This window comes from Nocardioides sp. GCM10028917 (assembly GCF_042666175.1).
In the GTDB taxonomy this organism is placed as follows: Bacteria; Actinomycetota; Actinomycetes; order Propionibacteriales; family Nocardioidaceae; genus Nocardioides.
Genome location: NZ_JBHTFL010000005.1, coordinates 58,215 through 82,027 on the forward strand (window position 1 = coordinate 58,215; position 23,813 = coordinate 82,027).

At 68.4% G+C, this 23,813-nt stretch carries 21 protein-coding genes and 1 tRNA gene; 6 read left to right on the forward strand and 16 right to left on the reverse strand.

The features are described from left to right. Positions 1-1,271 precede the first annotated feature (1,271 nt). The 13 genes from ACFQW6_RS07370 to ACFQW6_RS07430 all read right to left on the reverse strand — a co-directional run bounded on the left by ACFQW6_RS07370 (position 1,272) and on the right by ACFQW6_RS07430 (position 15,300). On the reverse strand, positions 1,272-2,918 hold the full coding sequence (locus ACFQW6_RS07370) for a hypothetical protein (protein ID WP_378542835.1): 1,647 nt from the start codon (positions 2,916-2,918) through the stop codon (positions 1,272-1,274). Positions 2,919-3,544: 626 nt separating this feature from the next. Further along, positions 3,545-4,177 carry a hypothetical protein gene (locus ACFQW6_RS07375; RefSeq protein ID WP_378542837.1) on the reverse strand — a complete coding sequence of 211 codons (633 nt, stop codon included), beginning with the start codon at positions 4,175-4,177 and terminating at the stop codon, positions 3,545-3,547. Between the two features lie 284 nt (positions 4,178-4,461). Next, positions 4,462-5,310, reverse strand: a complete 849-nt coding sequence (locus tag ACFQW6_RS07380) for a hypothetical protein (protein ID WP_378542839.1) — start codon at positions 5,308-5,310, stop codon at positions 4,462-4,464. A gap of 22 nt (positions 5,311-5,332) precedes the next feature. Next, entirely contained in the window at positions 5,333-8,620 is a 3,288-nt protein-coding gene (locus ACFQW6_RS07385) for a LysM peptidoglycan-binding domain-containing protein (RefSeq protein WP_378542840.1), read from the reverse strand. Beyond that, positions 8,617-9,063: a TadE/TadG family type IV pilus assembly protein gene (locus tag ACFQW6_RS07390; protein WP_378542842.1), complete on the reverse strand. Its 447-nt coding sequence runs from the start codon at positions 9,061-9,063 to the stop codon at positions 8,617-8,619. The genes ACFQW6_RS07385 and ACFQW6_RS07390 overlap by 4 nt, the downstream gene beginning before the upstream one ends. Further along, positions 9,060-9,518: a TadE/TadG family type IV pilus assembly protein gene (locus ACFQW6_RS07395; protein ID WP_378542844.1), complete on the reverse strand. Its 459-nt coding sequence runs from the start codon at positions 9,516-9,518 to the stop codon at positions 9,060-9,062. The genes ACFQW6_RS07390 and ACFQW6_RS07395 overlap by 4 nt, the downstream gene beginning before the upstream one ends. Continuing rightward, positions 9,515-9,865, reverse strand: coding sequence for a TadE family protein (locus ACFQW6_RS07400; protein ID WP_378542846.1), 351 nt, complete (start codon positions 9,863-9,865; stop codon positions 9,515-9,517). Before ACFQW6_RS07400 ends, ACFQW6_RS07395 begins: the two co-directional genes overlap by 4 nt. Positions 9,866-9,917: 52 nt before the next feature. Continuing rightward, positions 9,918-10,124, reverse strand: a complete 207-nt coding sequence (locus ACFQW6_RS07405; RefSeq protein WP_378542848.1) for a hypothetical protein — start codon at positions 10,122-10,124, stop codon at positions 9,918-9,920. A gap of 55 nt (positions 10,125-10,179) precedes the next feature. Then, positions 10,180-11,094 carry a type II secretion system F family protein gene (locus ACFQW6_RS07410; protein ID WP_378542850.1) on the reverse strand — a complete coding sequence of 305 codons (915 nt, stop codon included), beginning with the start codon at positions 11,092-11,094 and terminating at the stop codon, positions 10,180-10,182. Continuing rightward, positions 11,091-12,020 (reverse strand): type II secretion system F family protein, encoded by a 930-nt coding sequence (locus tag ACFQW6_RS07415; RefSeq protein WP_378542852.1) that lies wholly within the window; start codon positions 12,018-12,020, stop codon positions 11,091-11,093. Before ACFQW6_RS07415 ends, ACFQW6_RS07410 begins: the two co-directional genes overlap by 4 nt. After that, entirely contained in the window at positions 12,017-13,759 is a 1,743-nt protein-coding gene (locus tag ACFQW6_RS07420) for an ATPase, T2SS/T4P/T4SS family (RefSeq protein ID WP_378542854.1), read from the reverse strand. The genes ACFQW6_RS07415 and ACFQW6_RS07420 overlap by 4 nt, the downstream gene beginning before the upstream one ends. After that, positions 13,756-14,610 carry a hypothetical protein gene (locus tag ACFQW6_RS07425; protein WP_378542856.1) on the reverse strand — a complete coding sequence of 285 codons (855 nt, stop codon included), beginning with the start codon at positions 14,608-14,610 and terminating at the stop codon, positions 13,756-13,758. Before ACFQW6_RS07425 ends, ACFQW6_RS07420 begins: the two co-directional genes overlap by 4 nt. A gap of 3 nt (positions 14,611-14,613) precedes the next feature. Beyond that, entirely contained in the window at positions 14,614-15,300 is a 687-nt protein-coding gene (locus ACFQW6_RS07430) for an SAF domain-containing protein (RefSeq protein WP_378542858.1), read from the reverse strand. Between the two features lie 668 nt (positions 15,301-15,968). Here ACFQW6_RS07430 and ACFQW6_RS07435 point away from each other — a divergent pair. Beyond that, a complete protein-coding gene (locus ACFQW6_RS07435; protein WP_378542860.1) occupies positions 15,969-16,397 on the forward strand; it encodes a hypothetical protein in 429 nt (142 codons plus the stop codon). Between the two features lie 200 nt (positions 16,398-16,597). On the opposite strand, the gene ACFQW6_RS07440 is transcribed toward ACFQW6_RS07435, so the two are convergent. Beyond that, positions 16,598-17,350, reverse strand: coding sequence for a hypothetical protein (locus ACFQW6_RS07440; protein WP_378542862.1), 753 nt, complete (start codon positions 17,348-17,350; stop codon positions 16,598-16,600). Positions 17,351-17,668: 318 nt separating this feature from the next. Between ACFQW6_RS07440 and ACFQW6_RS07445 the strand changes: the two genes are divergently transcribed. The 4 genes from ACFQW6_RS07445 to ACFQW6_RS07460 all read left to right on the forward strand — a co-directional run bounded on the left by ACFQW6_RS07445 (position 17,669) and on the right by ACFQW6_RS07460 (position 21,316). Further along, a complete protein-coding gene (locus ACFQW6_RS07445; RefSeq protein WP_378542863.1) occupies positions 17,669-18,037 on the forward strand; it encodes a hypothetical protein in 369 nt (122 codons plus the stop codon). Between the two features lie 91 nt (positions 18,038-18,128). Then, on the forward strand, positions 18,129-19,604 hold the full coding sequence (locus ACFQW6_RS07450; protein ID WP_378542865.1) for a hypothetical protein: 1,476 nt from the start codon (positions 18,129-18,131) through the stop codon (positions 19,602-19,604). Positions 19,605-19,839: 235 nt separating this feature from the next. Beyond that, complete coding sequence (locus ACFQW6_RS07455; RefSeq protein ID WP_378542922.1) at positions 19,840-20,115, forward strand: helix-turn-helix transcriptional regulator; 276 nt, start codon at positions 19,840-19,842, stop codon at positions 20,113-20,115. Between the two features lie 22 nt (positions 20,116-20,137). Next, a complete protein-coding gene (locus ACFQW6_RS07460; protein WP_378542867.1) occupies positions 20,138-21,316 on the forward strand; it encodes a tyrosine-type recombinase/integrase in 1,179 nt (392 codons plus the stop codon). 180 nt (positions 21,317-21,496) lie between these two features. Here the strand turns inward: ACFQW6_RS07460 and ACFQW6_RS07465 are convergent. After that, positions 21,497-21,570, reverse strand: a tRNA-Pro gene (locus tag ACFQW6_RS07465). 180 nt (positions 21,571-21,750) lie between these two features. Between ACFQW6_RS07465 and ACFQW6_RS07470 the strand changes: the two genes are divergently transcribed. Next, entirely contained in the window at positions 21,751-22,431 is a 681-nt protein-coding gene (locus tag ACFQW6_RS07470) for a M23 family metallopeptidase (RefSeq protein WP_378542869.1), read from the forward strand. Positions 22,432-22,443: 12 nt separating this feature from the next. Here ACFQW6_RS07470 and der read toward each other — a convergent pair whose 3' ends face one another. Beyond that, positions 22,444-23,811, reverse strand: a complete 1,368-nt coding sequence (gene der, locus ACFQW6_RS07475; RefSeq protein WP_378542870.1) for a ribosome biogenesis GTPase Der — start codon at positions 23,809-23,811, stop codon at positions 22,444-22,446. Positions 23,812-23,813: the final 2 nt, after the last annotated feature.

Below are 23,813 nucleotides of genomic sequence, written 5' to 3' on the forward strand. Positions count from 1 at the left end.
TTCCGTGCCTGGCCGGTCCAACCCGTGAGCACTCCCGGCCCTGAGCGGCTAGCTACGTCAAGAGTGGTGACGCCTGCTCGACCCGGGTTCCGGCAACCGGGGGGAGAGGACTTCTTCTGCCTCTGGCACGGCCAACGAGGTCAGCTTCGACGCAACAGACATCAGACTCGGTTCGGTCCAGCCGCGCTGGAAGGTCCATGGGACTGAGGATGGGCATGCGAACCTCCGAGAACTGCAGGAGCGACCTGGCACCACGCCTCGAGGGAGCAGTGTTCAAATCCATTCCGGCACCTAGCTTCAGCATGCGCTTTCGCGTAGGAAAGGTCTATCTGGCCCAGACCACTCCTGGGTCTGCTACACGGATAGGTGACATCTGATCTGCGTCAATGTGAGTCGCACTGGAAGGATGTGCACTATGCCCAAGGCGTTCCCCCAAGGATTCCGCAGGACGTGATCCGGGTCTTTCGTGATTCGGATGCCTCGATGGCCCAGGTCGCGAAGGACTACGGGAGTCTCGCCGTTGTGCCGGAAGCGGTGGCTGGCTATCGACGAGCGGAACTCGTCAAGGTTATCGAGTGGCGCGGGACGGAGATGCGACGGTGGGGCCACGGCGTGGCCGCGAGGGGTGTTTGAGCGTCTGGAGCCCGATGATCGAGATTGGCAGGTGTTGCGAGCATGGTGCGCTCGCCTCGTCATTCTGAGTCCCGGCCTACTCCAGCGCATCGCCGAAAAGTAGGGATGAACGCACGGACCCGCGGCGATAGCTGGCTGTTGTCAGCGTGCGGCTAGGCCAGCGTCACGTCGCCCAGGCCAAAGGAAGGGACCTCCGCGGTCACTTCGGGTACGTGGGCATCGACGTCTCCGGCGGGAGGATCGTCGCCCGCACCGGCATGCAATCGGTGGCGGTCTCCACGGATGGCCACCTCTGGACCGAGGTCACCCCGGGTCGCTGATTCGGGCTCTGGGGCGTGTAGAAGACCGGCCTCCAGCGCGGCCCGCCACATCGCCCAAGAGCGGGCCAGCTAGACAAGCCGCGCTTAGCAAGACCGGGCCGCCTCCCCACTCAGACATCCGGCCGGCGCTCCCTTTCACGTGTCGAGATCCCGTCTCCGACGTCATTGGCGTCGGACACAAGCAGCGAGTTATCGCGTGCGGCGTGCGGCGTGCGGCGTGCGGCGCCGATCGGTCGCCGGCGGGAAAGGTTCATCTCAACAGTCTGTACCTTAGTAGACAAAGTGGGCGTCGGCGCCACTCGTTTCGTCCATCTCGCTTCACAACCGCCTCTGCTTCTTATTAATGACGTTGATGGCCTCCCGGTAGCGGGATTCCGCCACATCAATCACCCGCGGGTGATGCGGACTTTCGAACAATCCCGATTGTGCGATCTCGCAGACACGCTCAAGGTCTTCGATTCTTGGTAGGCCACCAATTTCACTGCGCACCGCTTCGATCGATCTTTCAAGATGATGTTTGGGAAAGGCCGCCTCAAGTGCGCAGAGCACAGCGACTAAGCCAGCCGCGCAGCCGTCAACAAGCAACGAATCCTTTTGCTGACCGCTGTCGTCCGCGAACTCCCTCCAAAGACAGCCAAGCTGAGCCGCCGGCTCGTAAAACCATTCCGGCTTCTTGTCTATGACAGAACCGGCGGCCAGCCCGGCGCCGGCGAGGCTCCGGATCATCACCCCCGCGCACGCTCGACGTCTCGTCAACTGCGAACTGTTCTCGTGTGCCGCGTCTCGGTCGGCAAGCTGGTCCGCTCCTGCCCGTGCCTCGTCCCTTGCTGGCGATTTCTGCGAATCGAGGAAGATCCGCGCTGCATTCCCCAGGCTGTTCAGCAGTCTGTAGAGGTCTCGATCCAAGAGGGAGTGGTTGTCGAACCCGATTTCCACCACGCGGACGATTGCCCGGGCGACCTCATTGGCGAACCAGACCGACGATTCAGACAGCGGTACACCGCTACCGTTACTCGCACGGCTCGCCGCTTGCGGCTGTACGCCAGCCTTCGCCCGCGCGAGCGGGTCCGCGGCGAAGCCGATCTCCTTGACGGAGTCCCTCGGCCACGTCCGTGGCTCCTGCCACGTCACATAGTCAGTTGGCGTGGGCACGGCAGGAACTCTCGACGGACCCAGCATCGGGTTGGTCAACGAGCGGTTCGCCGAGTAGGCCCGCGGAACTAGTTCGTCCCTGTCGTCTGCGGGAAGACCGTCAGCGACGTGACAGCACAACTGAAGGAAGCCACTTAGCGCCTCGTGCAACTCGCGGCTGTCTCCGCTCATCGCCGCAGTCCGGGCCCAACCGCGCAGCGTGCGAACAGCGCCGTACATCTCGTCGACGCGATCTTGGCCGTCCTCCCGGCTCGTCGCTGTAACCGCGGAGGTCACTCGTACGCGAAACTCCTCAGGATTCGTGGCGTCGCGGTAGATCGCGGCTAGTGAAACCGTTGCTACCACGACGTAGACGAGTGTGAGGAAGGTGAGCACCAATGTCATCGCGGGTGCGTCGATCCACCACCAGTGACCTTGGTGTGGCACGTTGTGGAAAATCAGAAGGAGGGCTACCCCAATTAGCAGGCCGATGGCTGGTCCGATTGTGAGGTCGACACGCACATCGGTGAGCAAAGCGGCGGCGCGAGTGCCTCGGGCTGAGGGAACTACCTGCGCCACGACGAACGTTATCCCCACTCCGAAGAGGAGCACGGCGATGACGATCGCCGGAACGATCTCAATCGCGGAGGTCGTGTCGCTGTTGCTCAGCGCGACCCGCCAGGGCCGTAGTAACGACCAAAGCCAAGCGAGGAGCAGGAGAACTAGGAGAACTCCACTGGCATAGAGGAGCTGAATGAATGCGGTCCCCCACCGCTTCTCTCGCTTGAACCGCCGTAGCAGCCGCCGCATCGATCGAACCGGTATCCCGAGCATCGATCTCCCCTATCTCCGAACCTAGTACGAGGATGCGCCTGCAGGGCGTGGCGGTCCACAGGGTTGCAGACCGATGCGGTCGTCTGCTGGCCTACAAATGGCAGATAGTCCGTCCCCCGCAAGCGGTGCTGCGAGTCTGCTCGGCTATCCGCGGTCCCGCTTGGGGCTGCAGTCCCGAATTGACCGGGATTCTCGGGGGACGGATCCAGTTCGATTCGAGCCATCGCTCGCGTGTGCTGGTCTCGCGTGCGGTGAAACGCGCGGACTCGGGATCAGACGTGAGCCCTGAGGTGCGGCGCGCCTTGGATTCGCTGAGGTGCAGACGCCATCACGCGGCGTGCCGGCTGCGTAGCGAAGTCGGACGGTCTGCAACAGACTGGGCGCGGGGTCGCACGTCCCGGGTAGCCCATTCTGGGCGGCGTGCAGCAACCGCGTCGAATGTGTCGTCAAGGCAACCGACACCGTGGAGCTCATCCGGGAGTACAGCGCGCGCCGCATCTGATATGCCGCGATCCTTCGAATGCGCGCCGCGCGGAGCCAGACGCCGTTGGCAACAGAGCAAGTCCCCGTCCCGCTCTGAGGAACGGGGATCTGTCTCTCGTGGTCGCTGAGTGCCTACCGAACACTCACTGCGCCAACACCTGCGCCTCACCGATGCGGATCGGCAGCGCGTCGGTGGTCAGGTCGAACTCGATGGTTCCGGACTGACCTCCGCCGGTCCACTCGACGACCCAGTGGCTCGTGGCGGTGACCTGGTAGGCCCCATCGGGCTGGTCCGTCGACATCTGCTCGTAGCGGTGCCCACACGTCGGCGAGTCCTGCTTGCCGTAGTGGTCGGCGTACGGGGTGCCCTCGCCTGTGCAAGTCACGGTGGTGCCGTCGCCCATGTTCCAGACGATGTTCGAGACGCTGCCGGTGGCAGTGACCGACACCGACCCCTCGCTGGCCGATGCAGTGACCGGGCCGAACGTGTCGTCCGTCGGGCCGTCGACCCACATCCACACCGGCAGCCCGACCAGGCCAACTCGGTTCGGACCAGACTCGGGAACGATGCCGATACTGATGGGGTCAAGATCCATTGCGGCGATGGCGCGTTGTGCAAGGACCACTGGGTCGATGAACGTCCTCCCATCTTCCACCCAGGCCGTGCCGGCATAGGTGCCGCCGCCGCTTGGAAAGATGCAGTAGTGCCAGGCACCATCATCCTCGGTCTGACCTGCAGGTGGTGGTGGCTGCACCTCCAATTGAGTCGGCGTCACGTAACACTCTCCGTTCCAAGTGCCTACTCCAGGTAGCTGGCACGGGATCGGCTTGCCTTGGTGGGTGCACGTGGACGAACCACCACCATTGCCCGGATCCTCGCCACCTCCGCCAACGTCACCCGGGCAGGTCAGCTGTACGGAGCAGTTGCCCTGAGCGTCGCACTGCTCAATTGGAACAGGGTCAGATCCATCCGGACAGGAGCCTGCGAATGCAGGTGCATGCCCGACAAGCGCGAGCGTAAGAGCCACCAAAGTGACCACAACAAGGCGACGAAGAACGCTCAACATGGCTGCGCCAGGCCATCCGCGTCGAGAACGTAAGTGGACGCTGTCACGAGCCATCGTCCCTTCGTCAGATTGAGCGTGTACTTAACGGACCGCGCCACCGGGATCGGCGCTCCACCGAGACTTCGCTTCACCGGGTTCCCAGCCTCAGTCAGGAACTCGATGCCCGACTCGTCCTCACAGACCTCCACCACCATGGTGCTGTCGCTGCGTTGTCGAGGCCCGCGGAGAGTGTGTTCGTACTCGCCTCTCAAGGTGAACCTGTTGGACGAGTACTCGATGATCCGCTGCTGGAGTGTCACGAACTCCTGGCCCGCAGCCACGCTGTCGAAACGCTTGGCGTCGAATTTCATGGCACGCAACGCGTCATCGCGAACGCTGAGGTACTTGACCAGTTGACGAGCCGCCCTTTCCTCCGGCGTCTTCGGAGTCGGCGTGCTGGCGGGTGTCGGCGAGGGGGCCTGGCTCGGGGTCTCCTGGACCGTGGGCTCGGTGTCGTCGCCGCCGCAGCCCGTGAGAATCAGGGCGAGGGAGAGGGCCACTCCCCCGAGTGCGGAGTGGTGCTTCCTCATGTGGTGTCTCCTCCTGTGGTGGGCGACGCCATGACGGACCGCTGGCTGACGTCGTTGGCGATTTGCTCGAGGTGTTCTTCGGCTGCGTCGACGAACTTCGGCCAGTGAGCCGTTGTTTGTGGGGCCGATGCCGAACTTCTTGTCGGCGTTGTGGAGCGTGCGGATGGTGACGCGCACGAACGCGGCCCGCGGGACGCGGCGGGCGTCGAGGTCGGGGCGTTCACCGCCGGCCGCGACGTATCGGCCGGCGAGTTCCTGGTCGAACGTTGTCATGTGCTGGTGCTTCCTTCCCGAGTCAGCTCGCGAGCCAGCCGTGTGTACGGATGATGGTCTTCGTGCGCTCCGACAGTTCCATGGGTGCGTCGCCGTCGTCGGACCGGTTGCAGATCTCCTCGCGCAGGATCCGGTCGGCCTCGAGCTGGTCGCCCTCGGCCTTCATGACGTGGGCAAGGCACAGTCGGGTGCTCTCGCCGTCGGGGTCTGCGCGCTTCGCGACGTAGGCGGCGGAGCGGGCCTTAGCCAGGTCGCCGGCCGCGAGCGCCTCGGTGAGGACGATGAGGGCGACGTCGGCGATCCACCCGCCCGCCATGAGGTCGACGCGGTCAGGCTCGTTGGCGAGCCATGCCCATCCTTCCTCGCGCAGCTGGCTGAACGGCCGTGCCTCCCCGACGAGCTCGAGCGCGGTGCAGAGGTCGGCGACACCGTCGGCGCCTCCTCGACTGTGCCCGCGCTTGCGGAGGCGGATGAACAGGTCCAGGTCGACGAGCAGGCCGTCGTCGACCTGGTAGACGTTGATCCCGGTGAGCTTGGCGGCCGGTGCCTTGTCCGCGTAGGGCAGATGGTCCTCGCCGGTGCGGGAGTTTGGACCGAGCCAGTCGCGAACGATGTTGGTGTAGTCACGCACCTTGCCGTCGGAGATCGAGAAGGCCTCGCGGATCTGCTCGCGGGTGGCGCCGTACTTGCGGTGCAGGGCGAGGAACGCCAGGAGCTCGGTGAAGTACGGCTTGCGCTTGGCGAGTGCCTTGCCTTGAGTGCGTGCAGCGACCGCGCCGAGCAGGGTGAGCCGCGGGCGGTCGCAGTTGGGCGAGAACCAGTCGGCGATGTCCTGGTCGAGGGTGGGGTCCTTGTCCTCGACCTCGGCGCGGACGTGGGCGGGCACCTTCGGCGCCAGAGCCTCTAGGTCCTCCTGCACGATCGCGCTTTCGCGGATGTAATCCTCGTCGGTGCCCTCGAGCAGGGAGGACAGCGGCTCGTCGACGACTCCCTCAGGGGTGTTGCGGGGCAAGGTGTACTCGCAACGCAGAGCTCCGGAGGAGTCGGTGTAGGCCTCCCAGCCGTCGGTGGCGGTCTCGTCCACGGGCGTGTCGACGTACTCCGGGGTCTCGCTCTGGGCGTAGACCAGAGCGCAGCCGCTGGCCTCGTCGCTGGTGAGGCCGACGGCGATGAGGTTGAGGCCGACGTTCTCGAGGACGACGCGACCGGTGTTGGTCAAGTGCAGCACCGCGCCGGGCGTGTTCGGGCGTTCGCCGGCAACGACGATGGAGGTCGCGGACTGGCCGACGTGGTCATTGACCAGCTGCAGCAGCTGCTCGAGGTCGTCGGGGTCTCCGGCTGCGGCGTCGAGGAGCAGCATCCTGGCGGGCCAGGTGTCGTCGTCGACGCTGCCGGTGCGGGCCGTGGACACGTCGGTGTCGTGTCGCTTCGCTCGGTCGACCGTGGTCACCGCGGCGGCGAGGATCTCCGCGGCCGCGGGCGTCCCGGCCTCACCGGTCGGGTAGTAGGTGATCCGCTCGTCCATGGCGACGGTCTCCTCCGCTACCCCGATGCAGTCGACTTGGACGCGGCGCGACCACGGGTTGACGGCCAGCTGAGCAGCGAGGTGGCGGGCGAAGTCGCGGCCGTAGGTGGGGTCGCCGCTGATGGTCAGCGTGGAGAGCTCCTCGCAATTCAGCAGCCAGGTCTCGCCGGTGTCGCTCATGCCGATGGTGGCCAGCAGCGGGTAGGGCGGCTCGACGTGGCCGGTGTCGGGGCCGAGGTCCTCCACCACGGTGTCCCTGCTGACGTGCCAGTGGGTCTGGTCGGGGCTGCCCACCCAGGGGCCCGGGACGGCGGCCGGGGCGCTGAGGTGCAGCATCAGCTTGCCCTTCGCGAGCTCGAGGGCCGCCAGCGGCGGCATCGCGATGCCCTGAGCTGCGACCGCGGCTGCGAGGCGCTGCAGGGCCTCGTCGGCGAACTCCACGGTGGGGGCCGCGGCAGCACCGGTAGCCGCCAGCGTCATCTCCACCGGCGCCAGCTCGGGGGGCGGGGCGGCGATCGCTCGGCCCGGCGGCCGGTTCCGGTAAGCGGAGCGCCGACGGGACCGCAGCGCCGTCAGCAGGGCCCCGGACAGCAGCACGCCCCCGCCGGTGAGACCGGCCAGGACCCAGGGCGCCTCGAGGATCGAGTCGTCGGCTTCGTCGACCTCGTCGACGTCGGCGGCCGGCGCCGTCGGCCCCTCGGCCTGCGGGACCTCGGGCGCGGCAGTCTCCGGGGCCTCGGTCTCGGGGACCTCGGTCTCGGGGACTGGCGGAGTCTCCTCGGCCGGCGGATTGATCGGCTGCTGCTCGGTCTTGGGTTCGGCGGGGGTCCCGGGCTTGTCCTCGCGAGGCTGGGACTGCTGCTGCCGGTCGTCGTGCCGGGCGGGTGTCTGGGCTCCGGGGATGTTGAGCTTCCAGCCGACGTCGATCACGTCGGGGTCGGCGAGGTGGGCGCCGCCGGGCTGGGTAATGCCGGTGGAGGCCTGGTAGATCTCCGGCCACCGGTCGGCGTCGCCGAGCTCGTCGTGGGCGATGTCGCTGAGTGTGTCGTTGGGTTGCACGGTGTAGGCGTGCCGGTTCGTGTTGGAGGACGCTCGGCTGTCCGGGGCTGGCAGCTTGAGCACCCAGCCGGGCTCGAGGAAGCTGGGCAAGGAGCCGATGAGGTCGCGGTTGAGCTCGGCGATCTCCTTGTAGCGCGCACCGTCATCGAAGTGGTCCTCAGCGATCGACCACAGGCTCTCCCCCGGCTTGACCGAGTGATCGACCGTCGCACGCTCCGGCTTAGCCTCGACCTTCGCGCCGTGCTGGGCCGGAGTCTGATCGACGATCCCGGCGTGCACATGGCCCACGACCGCCGGCGCGGACGCGGCGGCCGGGCCGGCGTTGGCGGCCTGCGCAGCGATCGGCGCTGCGATGAACAGCAGGGCAGCGAGTCCGATCAGCCCGTGGGCCGCGGCCTGCGGGCGACCAAGACCCGGCAGTTTGGGGGCCTCGACCCTGCGGAGGCGGGCGATCGTCTCCACCACGAGGCTGAGCGTCATGAACGCCCACGCGGCCCAGCCGATCACCTGGAACAGGCCCAGGATCAGGGTGCCGTCGTCGGGTGCGAGCAGTGCGTCCTTGACTCTCTCCCAGCTCGGCGCCTGGTCGGGGACCGGGCTGGCTCCAATGGCGAGGAAGAGAGCCGGCAGGCCGATGATGATGCTGAGAACGGCGATCGTGGCGAGTAGCCCGGTCAGCCGCTGGCCGGCAGTGGGACCGGTGGGCGTGCTCTGCGCAGAAATCACTGTTCGATGCCTCCTTGGGCGCGGATGAGCCGTGCAGACGCCTCCCCGGTGACCCTCATCGAGTCGAGCCCGATGATCCCGAGGAACTTGCTGTAGTAGGTGTCGGTGGTGCGCACGATCAGGGTGTCGCCGTTGACGACGGTGACGCTGCCCTGCACGCCGGCGGCGTTGAGGTAGCCCTGCGCGGCGGACTTGGCGGCGTTGATGTCGACGCGGAGCTCCTCGCCGCGGATAGCGGTCGAGCCCACTTCCTGGGCGCCGGTGCGGGCGGCCTGGGCCGCGGCACTGCGGGCCTGCTGCTGGGCGTGCACCTTGCCGCCGACGTCGACCGTCATCCCGACGAGGATGATCATCACCAGTGACGCGGTGGCGAACCAGACGCTGATGGCGCCGCGCTCGTCGCGCTGCCGCGGCGAGAATCTCTGGCGCGGGTGCCTCATCATCGGCGCTCCCGGTAGGCGTCGACGGGGCTGCTCGCGGTTGTGGTGACCGTGCGGGTGCCGGGTATGCCGGGGATGCTCAGGTCCGACAGGGGGACCGTGCAGGTCACCGTTACGTTCACCTGGGCGGTGTTCCCGATCGGGGCGTTGAACGCCGCCGCGTTGACGGTGATGGTCGTGCTGGTGCAGTTCACGTCCTGGTCGTGCAGGCTGTTTGCGGCCGAGGACCTGCCTGCGGCGATCGCCTCGCTCTGGGTTCGCTCGATTGAGGCTGCCCGTGCTGCCTCGTACGCGGCTGCTTCCAAGGACTGCTTGGCGATCTCGACGCGGCCGCCGAGGACGATCATCGCCACGAACAGCCCGAAGGCCGGGACGGCGATCGCGGCCTCGATGGCCACCGATCCGCGCTCGTGCCGGCTGCGGTTGAAGGCGCGTGCCCAGACGCTCTGCGCCATCATTCGGTGAGCCTCTCGACCGGGGCGCTGGCGCTCTGGCGGACGGTCACGTGCCAGCCGGGGAACACGCTCATGGACTGGCCGGTGACGGTGATCGTGGCCGTTGTCGTGGTTCGTGACCCGGAGACGCTGGTCGCCGTCATCACGTCGGATCCGCCGGCGTCCTGGAGGAAGCCGTGTGCGGTCGCCAGTCCGGACTCGCGGGTGCCGTTCTGGCTGCCCGCCTCGCGGGCGCCCTCCTGCGCGGCCGCGAGCGCTACTTCGCGAGCGTGGTAGTACAACGCGCCCTGGACACCGAGGAACATCACCGCGAAGAGCGCCGGCATCAGGAACACCATCTGGATGGCCACTGAGCCGCGTTCGTCCCGGTGTCGGCCTGGAGAGCTGGGCAGCATGGCGGGCCTACTTGATCTTCCCGGCCTCACTGGTGACGTATGCGGTGATCGCGGCGACGACGATGCCGACGATGAGGATGACCGCGCCGGCCCAGATGACCTGCTCGATGGTGACAGAGCCTCGCTCGTCGCGTCGGTGCTTGACGATGCGGTCCTCCACGCAGGTGATCACGGCGAGGGCCGTCACCTGGAGGGTGATGAAGAGCTTCAACATCGGGTTGTTTCCTTTCTGGTGGTGGAGTTCGTGGTGTCCCGGATTGCTGTCGGTGTCAGGTCGCGAGTCGGAGCATCGACGGGGTCACGAGGATCGCCACGAAGACGATGCCGAGCAGGCTGGCGGGGATGTACATGCGCTCGGAGACGGCGTTGGCTTTCCCGAGCTCGGCGCTGAGCATCGCCGAGCGGAGTGCGGCGGCGCGGGCTCGGAGGTTGTTGTAGATCTGGGCGCCGTCCTGGCCGGACTGCTGCATGATGTCGGCGAGGTCGTCGAGGTCGGGGACGCCGAGGTCATCGGCGAGCCCATGCAGCGCGTCCCAGGGGGCGCGGGTCATGTAGCGGGCGCGGCGCAGCTCGCTCTCGATCCGCTTGAACACCCAGGTGTCGCCGACCTCGGCCGCAGCACGCAGCGCTTGCTGGCCGCTGGAGCCGTCGCGGACTCCGGTGGCGACCATGTCGATGTAGGCACCCAGCGCCCGGTTGAACTCGATGCGCGCCTTCTTGGCGTCGTCGGAGGCGTTGTAGTTGGGCATGAACCAGAACAATGCGGCGAGCCCGAGCGACCCGAGGACGGGGATTGCAAACGGGAGCGAGAGCCCGATCAGCCCGAAGAACGCCGCGAACACCGGGGGCATGGCCAAGCCCAGCAGCGCCCAGACGACCTTCTCGCCGTAGAACCTGGTCTCGCTGATCTGCAGGATGGCCAGATCCTTGCGGGGCGTGTGTGCCCACGCTCCCCCAGGCAGGTTCTTGATTGCCCACGCGCCGATCCGGTCGACCAGCGATAGGGCTTCTGTGCTGCCCTCGACGTCGAGCGCGGCGCTGCGGCTGGGTACGACGTGGTTCGGCGAGAGCCGGTTCAGGGCGTCGGTGAGGTCGGGGTCGGACGGAGCCAGGCGCCACACGAGCAGGGCAACGGCGAGCCCGAAGAGGGTCCCGCTGGCGAGCGCGACCTGGAGGCCGGTCATGCGAGCGCTCCTTCCTTCTCCTTTTGCGCCGCTCGGCGCGCCGCTCGATGCGCCTTGCGGGCTGGGAGGTCGAGGAAGCGCGGGAGCGGTTTGGCGACTGCCATTCGGCGCATCCACAGAAGCGTGGCCACGTAGGCGGTCAGCAGGACGGCGAGGATGACCTGGCCGAGGGGGCTGCCGTAGGGCTCGATGTAGTCGCCGGTGAGGGCGAGCATGCCCAGAACGCCGAGGGTGATTACGGTGACCGTGCGGGCGGTGGTGCGCGGCTTGGCTTGGTCGGCGGCGATCTGGCGCCGGGCCCGCACGTCGGCGGCGACCGTCTCGGCCAGGGCGTCCAGAGCCTTGGCTAACCCCGCCTGGCCACGACCGCTGGCGGCGAGGATGAGCTGGCTGGCCACCACGTCGCCCGTGGAGTCGTTGAGGTCCTCGGCGAAGGCGCGCAAGACGTCTTCGGTGGTCGCGGTGTTGTTCCAGAGCCGGGAGACCATCAGGCCAACCTCGCGCTCGATGGGCGCTGGCACCGATTGCAGCGACTTGATGAGAGCGGAGCGCAGCGACTGTCCGGCCGTGAGCTTGCCGGACAGCGACCGGGTCCACTCCTCCAGCGCCTCGAGCTTCTCGACGCTCGCAGCCGCCGGTGGGGGCGTGAGCAGCAGCGGGACGCCGACGGTCGCAGCGGGGAGGAGCACGATCGCAATCACCCATCCGGTGAGCAGCGCGACCAGGAGACCGGCGACAATGCCGCCGATGAGCAGCATCCGGGTGCGCGCGTCGAGTCGGGTGAACCAGCGACCCGCCCGGCCGACCGGCGTGAGGGTCCGGACGGGCCGCGGGGGCTTCAGGGGTGCCGGGATGAGCGCGTACGCCATGCCGATCAGGCCGATGACGATGAGCGCGCCGAACACGGCCGGCAGGAGGGCGGTCATGTGATCGCCACCCCACGGTTTGCCCCCTCGTGCACGGCAGACTCGGCCTTGTACGACTCGAGGTCGAACCCGTGGCGGGCGAGCTCTTGGGCGAGGAAGTTGTCGAGCTTCCCGGTAGCGACGGCCGGGCCGCGCTGGTCCGGGGCGAAGATCGGGGTGGTCGCGTACCCCCGCGCCGCGTCGATGCTCGGCTGGACGACCAGGATCTCCTCGACCCAGCGCTGCTTGCGGAAGGTTCCGTCGCACGGGCCCGGGACGACGTCGGAGCGTAGGTACATCACGATGTCGATGGCGGCGGCGAGCTTGCTGATCGCGAGCTCGCGAGTGACCTGCGGGCCCTTCTCCATGGCGCAGGAGACGAGCTTCTCGATGGTGTGCTCGGCGCTGCGGGCGTGGGTGGTGCTGATCGAGCCCGGGCCGGACTCCATGGCCTTGAGCATGTTCCAGACCTCTGGGCCGCGGACCTCGCCGACGATCTGGCGAGCGAGGTTGAACCGGAAGGAGTGGTGGATCGCCTCCTCGAGGCTGAACTCACCAGCCTGGCGGCCGTCGATGCCGACCTCGCCGGATCCCGGCCGGTGCTCCCACGCGTGGACGATCTTGTGCCGGTCGACGAGCTCATGTAGGTGCAGCTCGAACTCGGTCTCGAAGGTGCCGATCATCTCCCAGGGCGGGATGCACGAGCACAGGGCGCGGACCCACGTGGTCTTGCCCGATCCTTGGACGCCTGAGACGACGATGCTCTTGCCGGCCCGCACGCAGGCGGCGAGGAAGTCGGCCAGGACCGCGCCGCACGCCTCGCGGTCGTAGACCATCTCGTCCATCGACACCTCGCGCATCCCGTGTCGCCGGATCACCACCGAGGTGTAGGCCATTACCCAAGATCCGGCCGCAAGCCGGGCGCCGCCGGGCAGGCGCAGGTCCAGGTGTGGACGCGCTTCGGTGAAGGGTCGGTTCTGCCGAGAGCCGAGGTCGGCGAGGAACTCGCGCAGCTCGTCCTCGGAATCGGCGATCGGGGCGGCTTCGACCAACGTGCCGTCGACGAGCTCCAGCCATACGGCGCACTCGGAGCCGCGGGCGATGACGACGATGTTCTCCACGTCCTCGCGCTCCACCAGCGGCTGCAGCCTGCCCAGACCGAACAGTGCTGCCTTGAGCGCGCCCTTGAGCGCGGCCTCCTGCTGACGGCTCCACGGCAGGCGGCCGGTCGAGACGAGTGTCTCGGCCTCGGACTTGATGAACTCGTCGATGACGTCGAGGCCCATCTGCTCGCGGTCGTCCTCGGTGACCCGGCCGCCTTCCTTGTCCAGCCGCGCGGTCAGCCGGGAGGAGATCTCGGCTCGATACTGGGCGATGAGCTCCCAGTCGAGCTCGACCTCTGCCACGCCGGCGCCGTCGGCGTCGGCGTCGTTGGTAGGGGCGATCGCGTGAGGCTGGTCGTCGGCGCTGGCGACGAGCGGGCGCAGGGTGAAGTCCGAGCGGGTGCGGCCCGGCAGCTGATCGTCACTGGTCCAGGCGCCGGCGAAGAGCGGGAGCGATGTCGGGTCGTGGTCCTCGCTGGTCGGTACCGGCGGCGGTGTCTGCGTGCGCGGCTGGCTGCCGTCGGTGCCACGCGCGCGGGCAAACGGGGAGCTCGAGCCACGACCACCAGGCTGGTCGGCGCGTCGCGCCGCGAGCCATTCGTCGGCGCGGAACGGCTCGCGGTCCTGGGCTCCGGGCTCGCCGCGGTTGACGCTCATGCGCGGCCTCCGCTGGTGACGGGGGTCGGGTTGGCGAGGGCGGCCTGGTTGGAGCTGAGGACGGAGTGGATCAGCGAGGCTCCGGTGCGGTAGCTGCGCACCAGGTCGCAGGACTCGAACTTGCGGGGTTTGCGGGTGCCGTGCGAGTAGACCTCCGCGGGTCCGGGATCCCAGTCCACCGATGCTGTGACGGAGATCTGGAGCGCCTTGGCGATGTGGCGCGGCGTGTAGGGACGCACTCGCGGGACGCCGGTCGGCATTGCCGGCCAGCGGCGGTCCTCGTCGACGAGGAGGAGGCCGAGTCGAGAGAGGCCACCGACGGCGGCGAACTGCTCGCGCAGCGACTTGGCCCACGAGCGTGCACCGGCCAGCGCGGGCAGTGAGCTGCGGGTGACGAGCAGGGTCAGGTCGGAGGCCGCGATGAGGGGTTGCGGCCAGCCCGCGAGGCCGAGCCGACCGGCGTCAACGATGACGTCTTGGCCGTTGCGGTCCAGCGCGCGCAGTTGGTCGGCCAGCGGCTCCCACAGCGGCAGCAGGCTGGGGGCCTGCTCGTGAGAGCGGATGCCGGGCAGGAAACAGGGCGCGCGCTCGGCCGGGGCCTCGGGGTCCAGCAGCAGTGTCTCGCGAGGAAGGACGGCGGCCAGTGTCCCCTCGCGCAGCGCGATGGCGAGGTTGATCAGCCCGCCGGGGGGTTCCTGGCTTCCCTGGAAGTAGCCGGCGAAGACCGCGGAGGAACCGGTCGGGTCGGCGTCGACCAGGAGCACGGAACGGTGCCAGTTGAGGGTGAGCCCCAGCGCAGTAGTGGAGACGCCGGGCGCACCGCTGGCGGATGCAAGGACGATCAGCGCCATCGCTCAGCGCTCCCGAGCGTCCAGGACCAGCGCGACCCGCCTGGTCGCAGCCCGGGCTGCCAGATCGGCGGCGTCGCCTTCGGGGACCGAGACGTCGACGACCGTCTCGCCGGTCTCCGGCACGAGGCTCACCCCAACCACGATCGCTTCCACCGTCACCGGGTCCTCGTTGGTGACCTCGCCCTGGTCGCCGGGGGTGGTGACGATCCGAACGGTGTCGCCGGCGCGGAGCGGCTCGGACGGCATCTGAGCGGGGGTGAGGCTGATGCCCACGAGCGACTCCCCTTGCCCCGGCACCAACTGGTCGGTGACCGCAGCCTCGGTCAGCAGGGTGCCGGCCCACAGGTCGGCGGCGGCGCGGCTGCCTTCGAGCTTCGCCATCTGGCTGCCGGGGACCGGGTTCAGGGTCGGGTCGACGCCTATCCGCACAACCGAGAGGTCACCGGCCTCGATGGTTTCCCCCCGGTTGATGTCGCGGATGACGACGAGGACCGCTTGGGTGTCTGTGACCGAGGTGAACGCGAAGGCGCTACCGAGCGCTCCCGCGGCGACCAGGGCCGCGCAGAGTGCGAACAGCCATGGCCTGCGGCGCCGCTTGGGTCGTGGTCGCGGACTGTTGTTGAGATGGGGCATGGGAGGGCTGTCGGGCCTTGCCCCGACCGAAAGGCCTTGAGCGGTGTTCTGCGACATGGATCCCGAGTCCTTCCCCGTCTTGGTCACCTACGTGTCAGGACATGGCCCGGGCGATCAACGCTCGCCGAATTCGACACTTGAGCACAAGTGCGCGTCTATCGAATGTCTCGTGGGCCTTATGCGGCCAACTCCGAGATGCCATTGCCCAGTCCTGACCGGAGAGTCGTGCGGGTCGATCCCCCCGGTGGGACCAAAGCGGCAACGCCTCCGATTGCTCCGAAGTCCATGGGACCACAGAATCGTCGGGGTCGACGGAACTATTTTTGCCTGTGGATAACCGTCATGCTGCCCGTGCCTACGAACTGACTCGGGCTAGAGCTCTCTGGGTGCGCCGGCGATGTAGTTGCGCCCTTAGGCGGTGATGAGTCATCTGCAGAATCGGTCACTCCAGGCCGCCCCTCGAAGGACTCTCTAGGACCGTGACTCCCGTCCGGCTCTCCATCGAGGACGCCTCTCGGGACGGGGAACTCTCCCCGCGACGACCTGGGAAGGGAGATGCACTCAAGCTTCGGCGTCGTCGACGGCTGCCCCGCCGGCAGCCGCAGCGAGCAACACACCTGCCGTGTGTCTCACGCGCTGGGGGCGCCGGAGTTCCTGGCGCCGCGTCCCGGCTGATCGCTTACCCAGCTTCTACGCACCTAGGTGACCAGAAAGCGAGGTGGACCATGAACACTTCCCCTACTGAGAACCGCGTCTTCGGCATCGTCACCTTCACCGAGCGCGGCGATGCCGCCCTCGAACGCTTGGCCGACGCCCTCGTGGCCGGGTGTGACGGCTCCCCAGACGGCATCGCCGACATCCTCGAACGGGTCTTGGACACCCCAGTCGAGGACCTAGCCGAATGCCTCAGAGACACGACTCAACCGGACGTCGATCCACTTGGTCACGGCATCCACGAGATCGCTCCAGTGGTCGAGAGCCCAGACGAGGCCGCCCGTCGTCGACTCGGAGCCAGCACGACAGGCGGCTGCCTCCCCGACCGCACGATCGCGCAAGGTCAGTGGTCCGCCCGCCAGCACGCTCAGACCGACGCCGACGCCTACAGCTGCCCCAGCTCGGCGACGCCGCCCGCCGCCGGCAGGAGGCTGCGATGACTGCCGCCCTCGCGCCGACAAGCTGCACATCGACGGTGCGTTGGGTCGAGTGCTGCCACACCCTGGGTTCGCTGCCCTGCATGAATCACCAGCCGCACGAAGGCGATGGCCGTGGATGCGTGCACCTGTCCACGTCCGGCTTCCGGGACGAGGAGTAGCCCACACTCTTCGCCGCGACGGACCGGCGCGGGAGAGCAGCCTCAGCCGTGCACCAGGCGCAGCCGCGGCAACGGCGGCGGCGGGGCCGCCTCCAAGCGCTGCGTCCGCTCGAGCGTCATCGGTTGCCCGTTGCGCCGCAGCAGGCCTGCTAGCACGGTGCCGAGGCCGAGGTCGAGCACGAACCTGTCGGCCTCGGCCTCGATGAGGTGCGCGATCCGCCGGCCAGCGGCGGGCACCAGGTAGGTCAACGCGATCACCACGCCCCCGAGCCCACCGGGCGCGGCGCGACCCTCGGCGACCGACTGCACCACGCAGATGACCCCCACGACGCCCCGAAGCGTCCAGGCCAACCGTATGAAGGGCAGCCAGTCGAAGGCCTGGCCCACCCCGCAGAGCATCCCCACCATCAACCGCCACGGCGTCGTCGCCGCAAGCATGGCCAGCTCCAGCCGGGGCCGAAGTGCCCGGTGCCTTCCGACAGCATGAGCCAGCGTGGCGGCCGCCTCCGCGCCGGTCACGTCGCGGCGGTGCGTGGCCGCGACCAGACCACGGCTGACCGCTACGGAGTGAGGGCCGATCGCCACCGCGACCGGGGTGCTCGATCGGTGCACCCGGCGCACGAACAGCGCATCGACGTCGACGCCGCGGCCGCCCAGCTCCTTCAGCGCCGGAGCCATCACATGCAATTCCGCCTCCGTCGCCAGCCGCGCCCCAGTGAACGCCGCGATCGCCAGCACCCGCAGGTGCCCCAGCGCCAGCGCGACCAGCAGGCCGCCCGCGGCCAGGAACATCACCAGTCCCAGCGTCGGCGGGAGCAGTGCGCACACGACCACGGTGAGGACCAAGCTCGTCAGGAGCGCCGGCCCCAACGTCACCACTCTCAGCACGATCATCGCGAACCCCATCCGGAATCACCTCTCAGAACTAGTGCGGGTCTCGCCACGTTGCTCGCAGTGATCGTCAGGCGACCGCCGACCGACATAGGCGAACGAGACCAGTTTGTGCGCAAGTGCCGACAGTGCCGGGAGTTATCCACAGCCCGCCGTCGGCGCAGCGCGCCGCGGCCAGGACGTGGATTCATGGGCCAAGGCCGCGAACCGAAAGGAGCCCCCGTGGACCCCCTCACCGCTGACGTCGCCTGGGACCGCCTCGGCTGGATTGCCCAGCTGCTTCACCAAGCCGCAACGCAGGTGTGGAGCGACGCACACGAAGCGGCCACCGACTCCCCGCTTCACGACCTCGGTCTGGGTGTCTACCTCGCGCACTCCCAAGCCAGCGCCCTGCTGCCGAACGACTACGAGTTGTCTGAGGACATCGAGCCGCTCGCCGACCTCGACAACCGCACGCCGCTACAGCTGCTCACCGAAGCCGAAGAGCTGACCCGCCCGCTAGCGCTGGACCAGCCGGAACCAGTCCACGGCTCGCAACTGGTCCTCGATCTGTGCGACCTCATCCGGGAAGCCCGCCGAAATGGCTACTGACCCGCGTCTGACGTATGCCGACTTCGACGAGGAGCTCTTCGGCATGGACCAGGTTGCGATGACCACGCGCGACCTGCGCAGCGTCGGCGAGATGCTCTTCGACGTCGACAGCATGGCCCGCCAGCTGCTGATGGACGTCCGCGGCGATGACGCCGGCACGCTGCTGCGAAGCTGGCCGACGATGGTCGCGGCGGCCGCCGACCTGTGGGCCTCGCTACCCGCGGGTCGACCGGCCGTCGACGAGCACGAGCCCGATCACGTCATCACCCGCCTCTCCGCCCAGGCCGCAACCGTCGAGGCCAGCCTCTCCGGCCGGAAGGCCTGGCCGGGCCAAGGCCCGACCGACCCCCGCATCAACCAGATGACCCATAACCTCGCGACTGCAGCGACGCTGGTGCGCCGCTACGGGGCCGAGCTCCCGCACGCTCACAGCGAGGCCCATCGCGACCTCGAAGCTGCCCGGACCAGGATCGTGCACGGCCTCCATCTCGCCGCCCACGCCGTCACCGTCGCCCTGCACGAACACGGACGCGACCGCGTCAACGACGCCCGCGACGCCGGCCGCCCGCTTCAGCTCGCCATGCACCACTCCCCCTACGCCGTCGCACCCATGGGGGCGTGGATTGACCGGATGTCCGCTAGCGAAAACACCGCCCGCAGCTACCTGACTGGCCGGCTCCAAGCGCTCACCGGCGAGGCGATCCCGCCCAGCGACGATCCTGGCCGACTGGCCCGCGCCCTGGCCGCCTGGGACATCCAATGCCACCGCGCCCTGGCTCGCGACCCCGCACCGTCCGACGTCCTCCTCATCACCCGCACTCAAGGGCTCATCGCCGGCGCCAGCATGGTGCTCGTCGACGCGGCCACGACCGCAGGCGTCCTCGATCCGTCGGACCGACTGGTCCCCGCGATAGCCGAAGCTGGCCGCGCATGGAACGACCTTGCCAGCCGCTGGGGCGACCTGGCACCGCCGGGCGCCCGCCTCGAGGAGTCTCTGGTGCGGGCGACCGCTGAAGTCCGCGCGGCCTACCGCCAGATCACCCACGACACCACCACCCTCGCGGCGACCGAGGTCATAGCTGCGCGGCTAGGACTTCCACAGGCCACCGGGGCGACCTTGCGCGCGATCGAGGCAGGCCCCGAACTAGCGCACGTCGTCGCCGAGAAGGCCGACACACCCGACCTCATGGGGCCAGCCCAAGTCCTGTCCCGCCGGGCGCACAACGTCGTCGAGGCCGGCCTGGCCACGCCGCCGGCTGAGGGCGACGTCGTCTGGGTCTCACCCGCCGATATTCTCGCCCGGCGCGCCGTCCCGGTGCCGCAGCCCGTACGCGACGCGCTGCGTTCGGCAAGTACCGCAACCGCGTCCGCGGCATCCACCGCGGCAGCCGCCGCCGGGGTCGCTCACGCCAATTGCGGGGACCTTCGCCCATTGCGTCCCCCGGCCGCGAAGCGAGCGGGGCATGCTGGCCTCGTCGCTCCGGCATCTTCGATGGATCGCGGGACGGCGTGCAGAAGGCCAGAGGGCGGCGTTGATCGCTCGGCCCCCGTGGGACCACTTAGGTGACCGTCAGACACCAAGTGGGTCGCGGCCAACGAGACCCACCACAGCAGGTCGGAGGAGACGAGAGATGGAGACGGCGAGAGAGGTCATCAACGTCGGTGGCAACCGAACGCTGGCTGCCCCAGAACGCGACCGCATGCCTGCGGACACAGGCGTGGACACGAGCAAACAAGCCACCGCACCTTCTGTCGAGCCACTTCCGACAGGAGGCGGCCGGCCCGCACTCATGCCGGCCACGATGAACATCGCTCAAGCGGCTGTCTACATCGGGATCGCGAAGTCGACGCTCTATACCTGGCGCACGCGACGCCCGGGATTCGGACCGCGCGCAGTGAAGGCCGGCGGTGCGCTGCGATACCGCCGTTCGGATCTCGATGCATGGATCGAGGCTCACGCCGAGGCGCTTGACCTCGAACCTGCTGCGGACGTAGTTCCCGACGCTGAGCGCGGCTTCCCGGCCGCGTCACGCGCGTTAGATTCCCTGTCACGACGGTCAGCTCCACGGCGTCGCTGACTCTCAACAGCAAGGAACTCCGATGGCCCGGCCCGCACTGCCCCTGGGAACGTTCGGAAGTATCACCACCGAAGAGGTCCGCCCTGGCATCTACCGTGCGCGCACGCGGTTCCGCGATCTCGACGGCGTCAGCCGGCAAGTCAAGGCCACTGGCCGCAGCGCCGCCGCGGCCACGCGAGAGCTCAAAGCCAAGATCGCCGACCGAAGCGCGCCCGCCGGCGACCTCATCGGTCCCGACATGCGGATGAGCCAGGTCGCGGAGGTCTGGCTATCGCTGTACCGCGCCGAGCAACGCTCCGAACCAAGCACGGCGAACGAGTACCAACGCATCATCGCGAACGTCATCACCCCCGCCATAGGCAGCATCCGATTGCGCGAGGCCTCAGCTGGACGGCTGGAACGGCTGATCCGATCGCAGGACTCGCACAGTCGCCGCAAGAAGACGAAAACGGTCCTCAAGATGATGTTCGACGCCGCTGTCATCGACGGCGCGGTCCTCACCAACCCGGTCGCCTCAACCTCGCGGCTCCGAGCTGACAAGAAGGACGTTCAAGCGCTGTCCGTGGAGGACCTCAACGCCCTCCGCTCCGCGGTGGACGCCTGGATGACCAAGAAGCGACCCGGACCCAAACCCACCCAGGACATCCCCGACATCGTCGACCTGCTGCTCGCGACGGGCTGCCGTATCGGCGAAGTGCTCGCACTCCGATGGACAGACATCGACCTAAGCGCCGCCCCACCGACAGTGTCAATCAGCGGCACCATCAAAACCGAGACTGGGAAGGGCACCTACCGAAAGCCCAAGCCGAAGTCCGACGCCTCGAAACGCACCATCGCGCTGCCGCCGTTCGCTGTCGACGTACTGATGCGCCGGCGCATCGAACAACCGCCGAACCACCACCACGCGGTCTTCGCCACCCGGAACGGCACCTGGCACCAAGTCGGCAACATCGAGCGGCGGTGGCGCGCAATCCGCACAGACACCGGGTTCGACTGGGTGACGCCACACACCTTCCGCAAGACAGTCGCGACACTGATCGACCGCCTGGTCGACTCGGACACCGCGGCCCGCCTTCTCGGCCACTCCTCGGACGCAATCACCAAGGAGTTCTACATCGAGAAGGACCGAACCACCCCTGACGTGACGCATGTCCTTCAGACGTTCGCCGGCGCCCCCAGGACGGTCGCGTCGGACGGCTGACTCTGCGGGGCCTCCCGCACCCAGCACGACCACTGAAGCGACTTAGCCGTCGACCCGACATCCTACCCAGCGAGGCGCAACGCGAGGGTTTTTGGTCCATAAACGTGCCACAAGCCGATCTGACTCAAAATGAAAGAAGCCCCTGACCCGCGTTTCCGCAGGTCAGGGGCTATTTCTCGGTCGGGCTGACAGGATTTGAACCTGCGACCCCTTGACCCCCAGTCAAGTGCGCTACCAAGCTGCGCCACAGCCCGAGTGCTCCTGGCACGAGGCCTGCGGAGCGATGGGAAGACTACCGCAGGGCCTCCGCGGGCACGGAATCGACCCGCCATGCACGCGTCGGAACTAGTCCGAGTGGGCCATTTGTCGCCGAACCCCGTGAGCGCCGGCCCGCATCGTCCGACCATGGAGCCGTCGACCTGTGGGGGTTCGGAATGCCAGTTGTGCCACGCCTCGGCCTGGTGCTCGCCGCCATCGCGGCGACCGTCGGGACGGGTCTCGTCGCGCCCGCCGCCCAAGCCGCACCGGAGGCTGTCGTACGTGAGGACACCGGGGAGGCCGAGGCCGTCGCCCTGGCCGATCAGCTCGCCGAGCAGCTCGCCGAGCGCCAGCGGACCCTGGCGACCCTCAACCAGGCCGCCGACGCCCGCGACCGCGCGCTCATCGGCTACCGCGCCGTGCTGTCCCGCTACGGCTACGACGGCGACCCGGACGCGGTGCGAGCCGTGCTCCCGCTCGCGTCGTACGACCTCTCGGCCGGCTTCGGGCTGACCGGCCCGCTGTGGGAGGCCGAGCACGGCGGCCAGGACTTCAGCGCGTACGCCGGCGAGCCGCTGGTCGCGGTCGCCGACGGCATCGTCACCGAGGTCGCCTACGCCGGGCCGTACGGCCTGCGTACGATCCTCACGCTCCCCGACGGCACCGAGGTCTGGTACTGCCACCAGACCGACACGACCGTCGTCGCCGGCCAGCAGGTCGGCATCACCGACGTCATCGGCAGCGTGGGCTCCACCGGCAACTCCACCGGCCCGCACCTCCACCTCGAGGTGCGCCCGGCCGCTGGCAGTCCCGTCGACCCGATGGAGTGGCTGCGGGCCCAGGGCCTCGATCCCTGAGCAGCCGCGCGGTCAGCGCTTGCGCTTCTCGCGCGGCTTCTGCTCGATGACGATCGGCGTGCCGACGAAGCCGAACTCCTCGCGCAGCCGCCGCTCGATGAAGCGCTCGTAGGAGGCGTCGAGCTTTCCGGTGGTGAAGAGCACGAACGTGGGCGGGGCGACGGACGGCTGGGTAGCGAACAGGATCTTGGCCTGCTTGCCGCTGCGCACCGGGTGCGGGTGCTCGGCGACCAGACGCCCGAGGAACGTGTTGAGGGCGCCGGTGCCGATGCGGGTCTCCCAGCCCTCGAGAGCCTTGTCGATCGCCGGGACCAGGCGGTCGACGTGCCAACCGGTGCGGGCGGTGAAGTTGATCCGCGGAGCCCACTTCAGCTGGACGAGGTCGCGCTCGATCTCGCGCTCGAGGTAGTAGCGGCGCTCCTCGTCGACGAGGTCCCACTTGTTGAAGGCGATGACCATGGCGCGGCCGGCGTCGCGGATCGTCTGGATGATCCGCATGTCCTGCTCGGAGACCGTCTCGCTGGCGTCGAGCACGAGCACGGCCACCTCGGCGCGGTCGATCGCGGTCGTGGTGCGCAGCGAGGCGTAGTACTCGTGGCCGGACGCCTGGTTGACGCGCTTGCGGATGCCGGCGGTGTCGATGAAGCGCCAGGTGCGGTCACCGAGCTGGATCAGCTCGTCGACGGGGTCGACCGTGGTGCCGGCGGCGTTGTCGACGACGACGCGGTCCTCCTTGGCCAGCATGTTGAGCAGGGACGACTTGCCGACGTTGGGCTTGCCGACGATCGCGATACGGCGTGGGCCGCCGACCTCCTCGAAGGACTCATTCGGCGTCTCCGGGAGTGCCGCGAGGATCGCGTCGAGCATGTCGCCGGACCCGCGGCCGTGCAGCGCGGACACCGCGAACGGCTCGCCCAGGCCGAGGTTCCACAGGCCGTAGGCCTCGGCCTCGGTGCGCTGGTCGTCGACCTTGTTGGCGGCCAGGACGACGGGCTTGCCCGACTTGCGCAGGATGCGTACGACGGCCTCGTCGTGGTCGGTGATGCCCACGGTCGCGTCGACGACGAAGAGCACGGCGTCGGCCAGGGTGACGGCCACCTCGGCCTGGGCACGGATGCTCTCGGCCATGCCGCGGGCATCGGGGTCCCAGCCGCCGGTGTCGACCACGGTGAAGGCGCGGCCGCTCCAGTTGGCGTCGTAGGACACGCGGTCCCGGGTCACGCCCGGGCGGTCCTCGACGACGGCCTCGCGGCGCCCGATGATCCGGTTGACGAGGGTGGACTTGCCCACGTTGGGTCGCCCGACCACGGCCAGGACCGGGGTGGGCCCGGTCGGCTCGTCGGTGGACGCGGCGTCGACGCCGGCGTCGTACTCAGTCATGG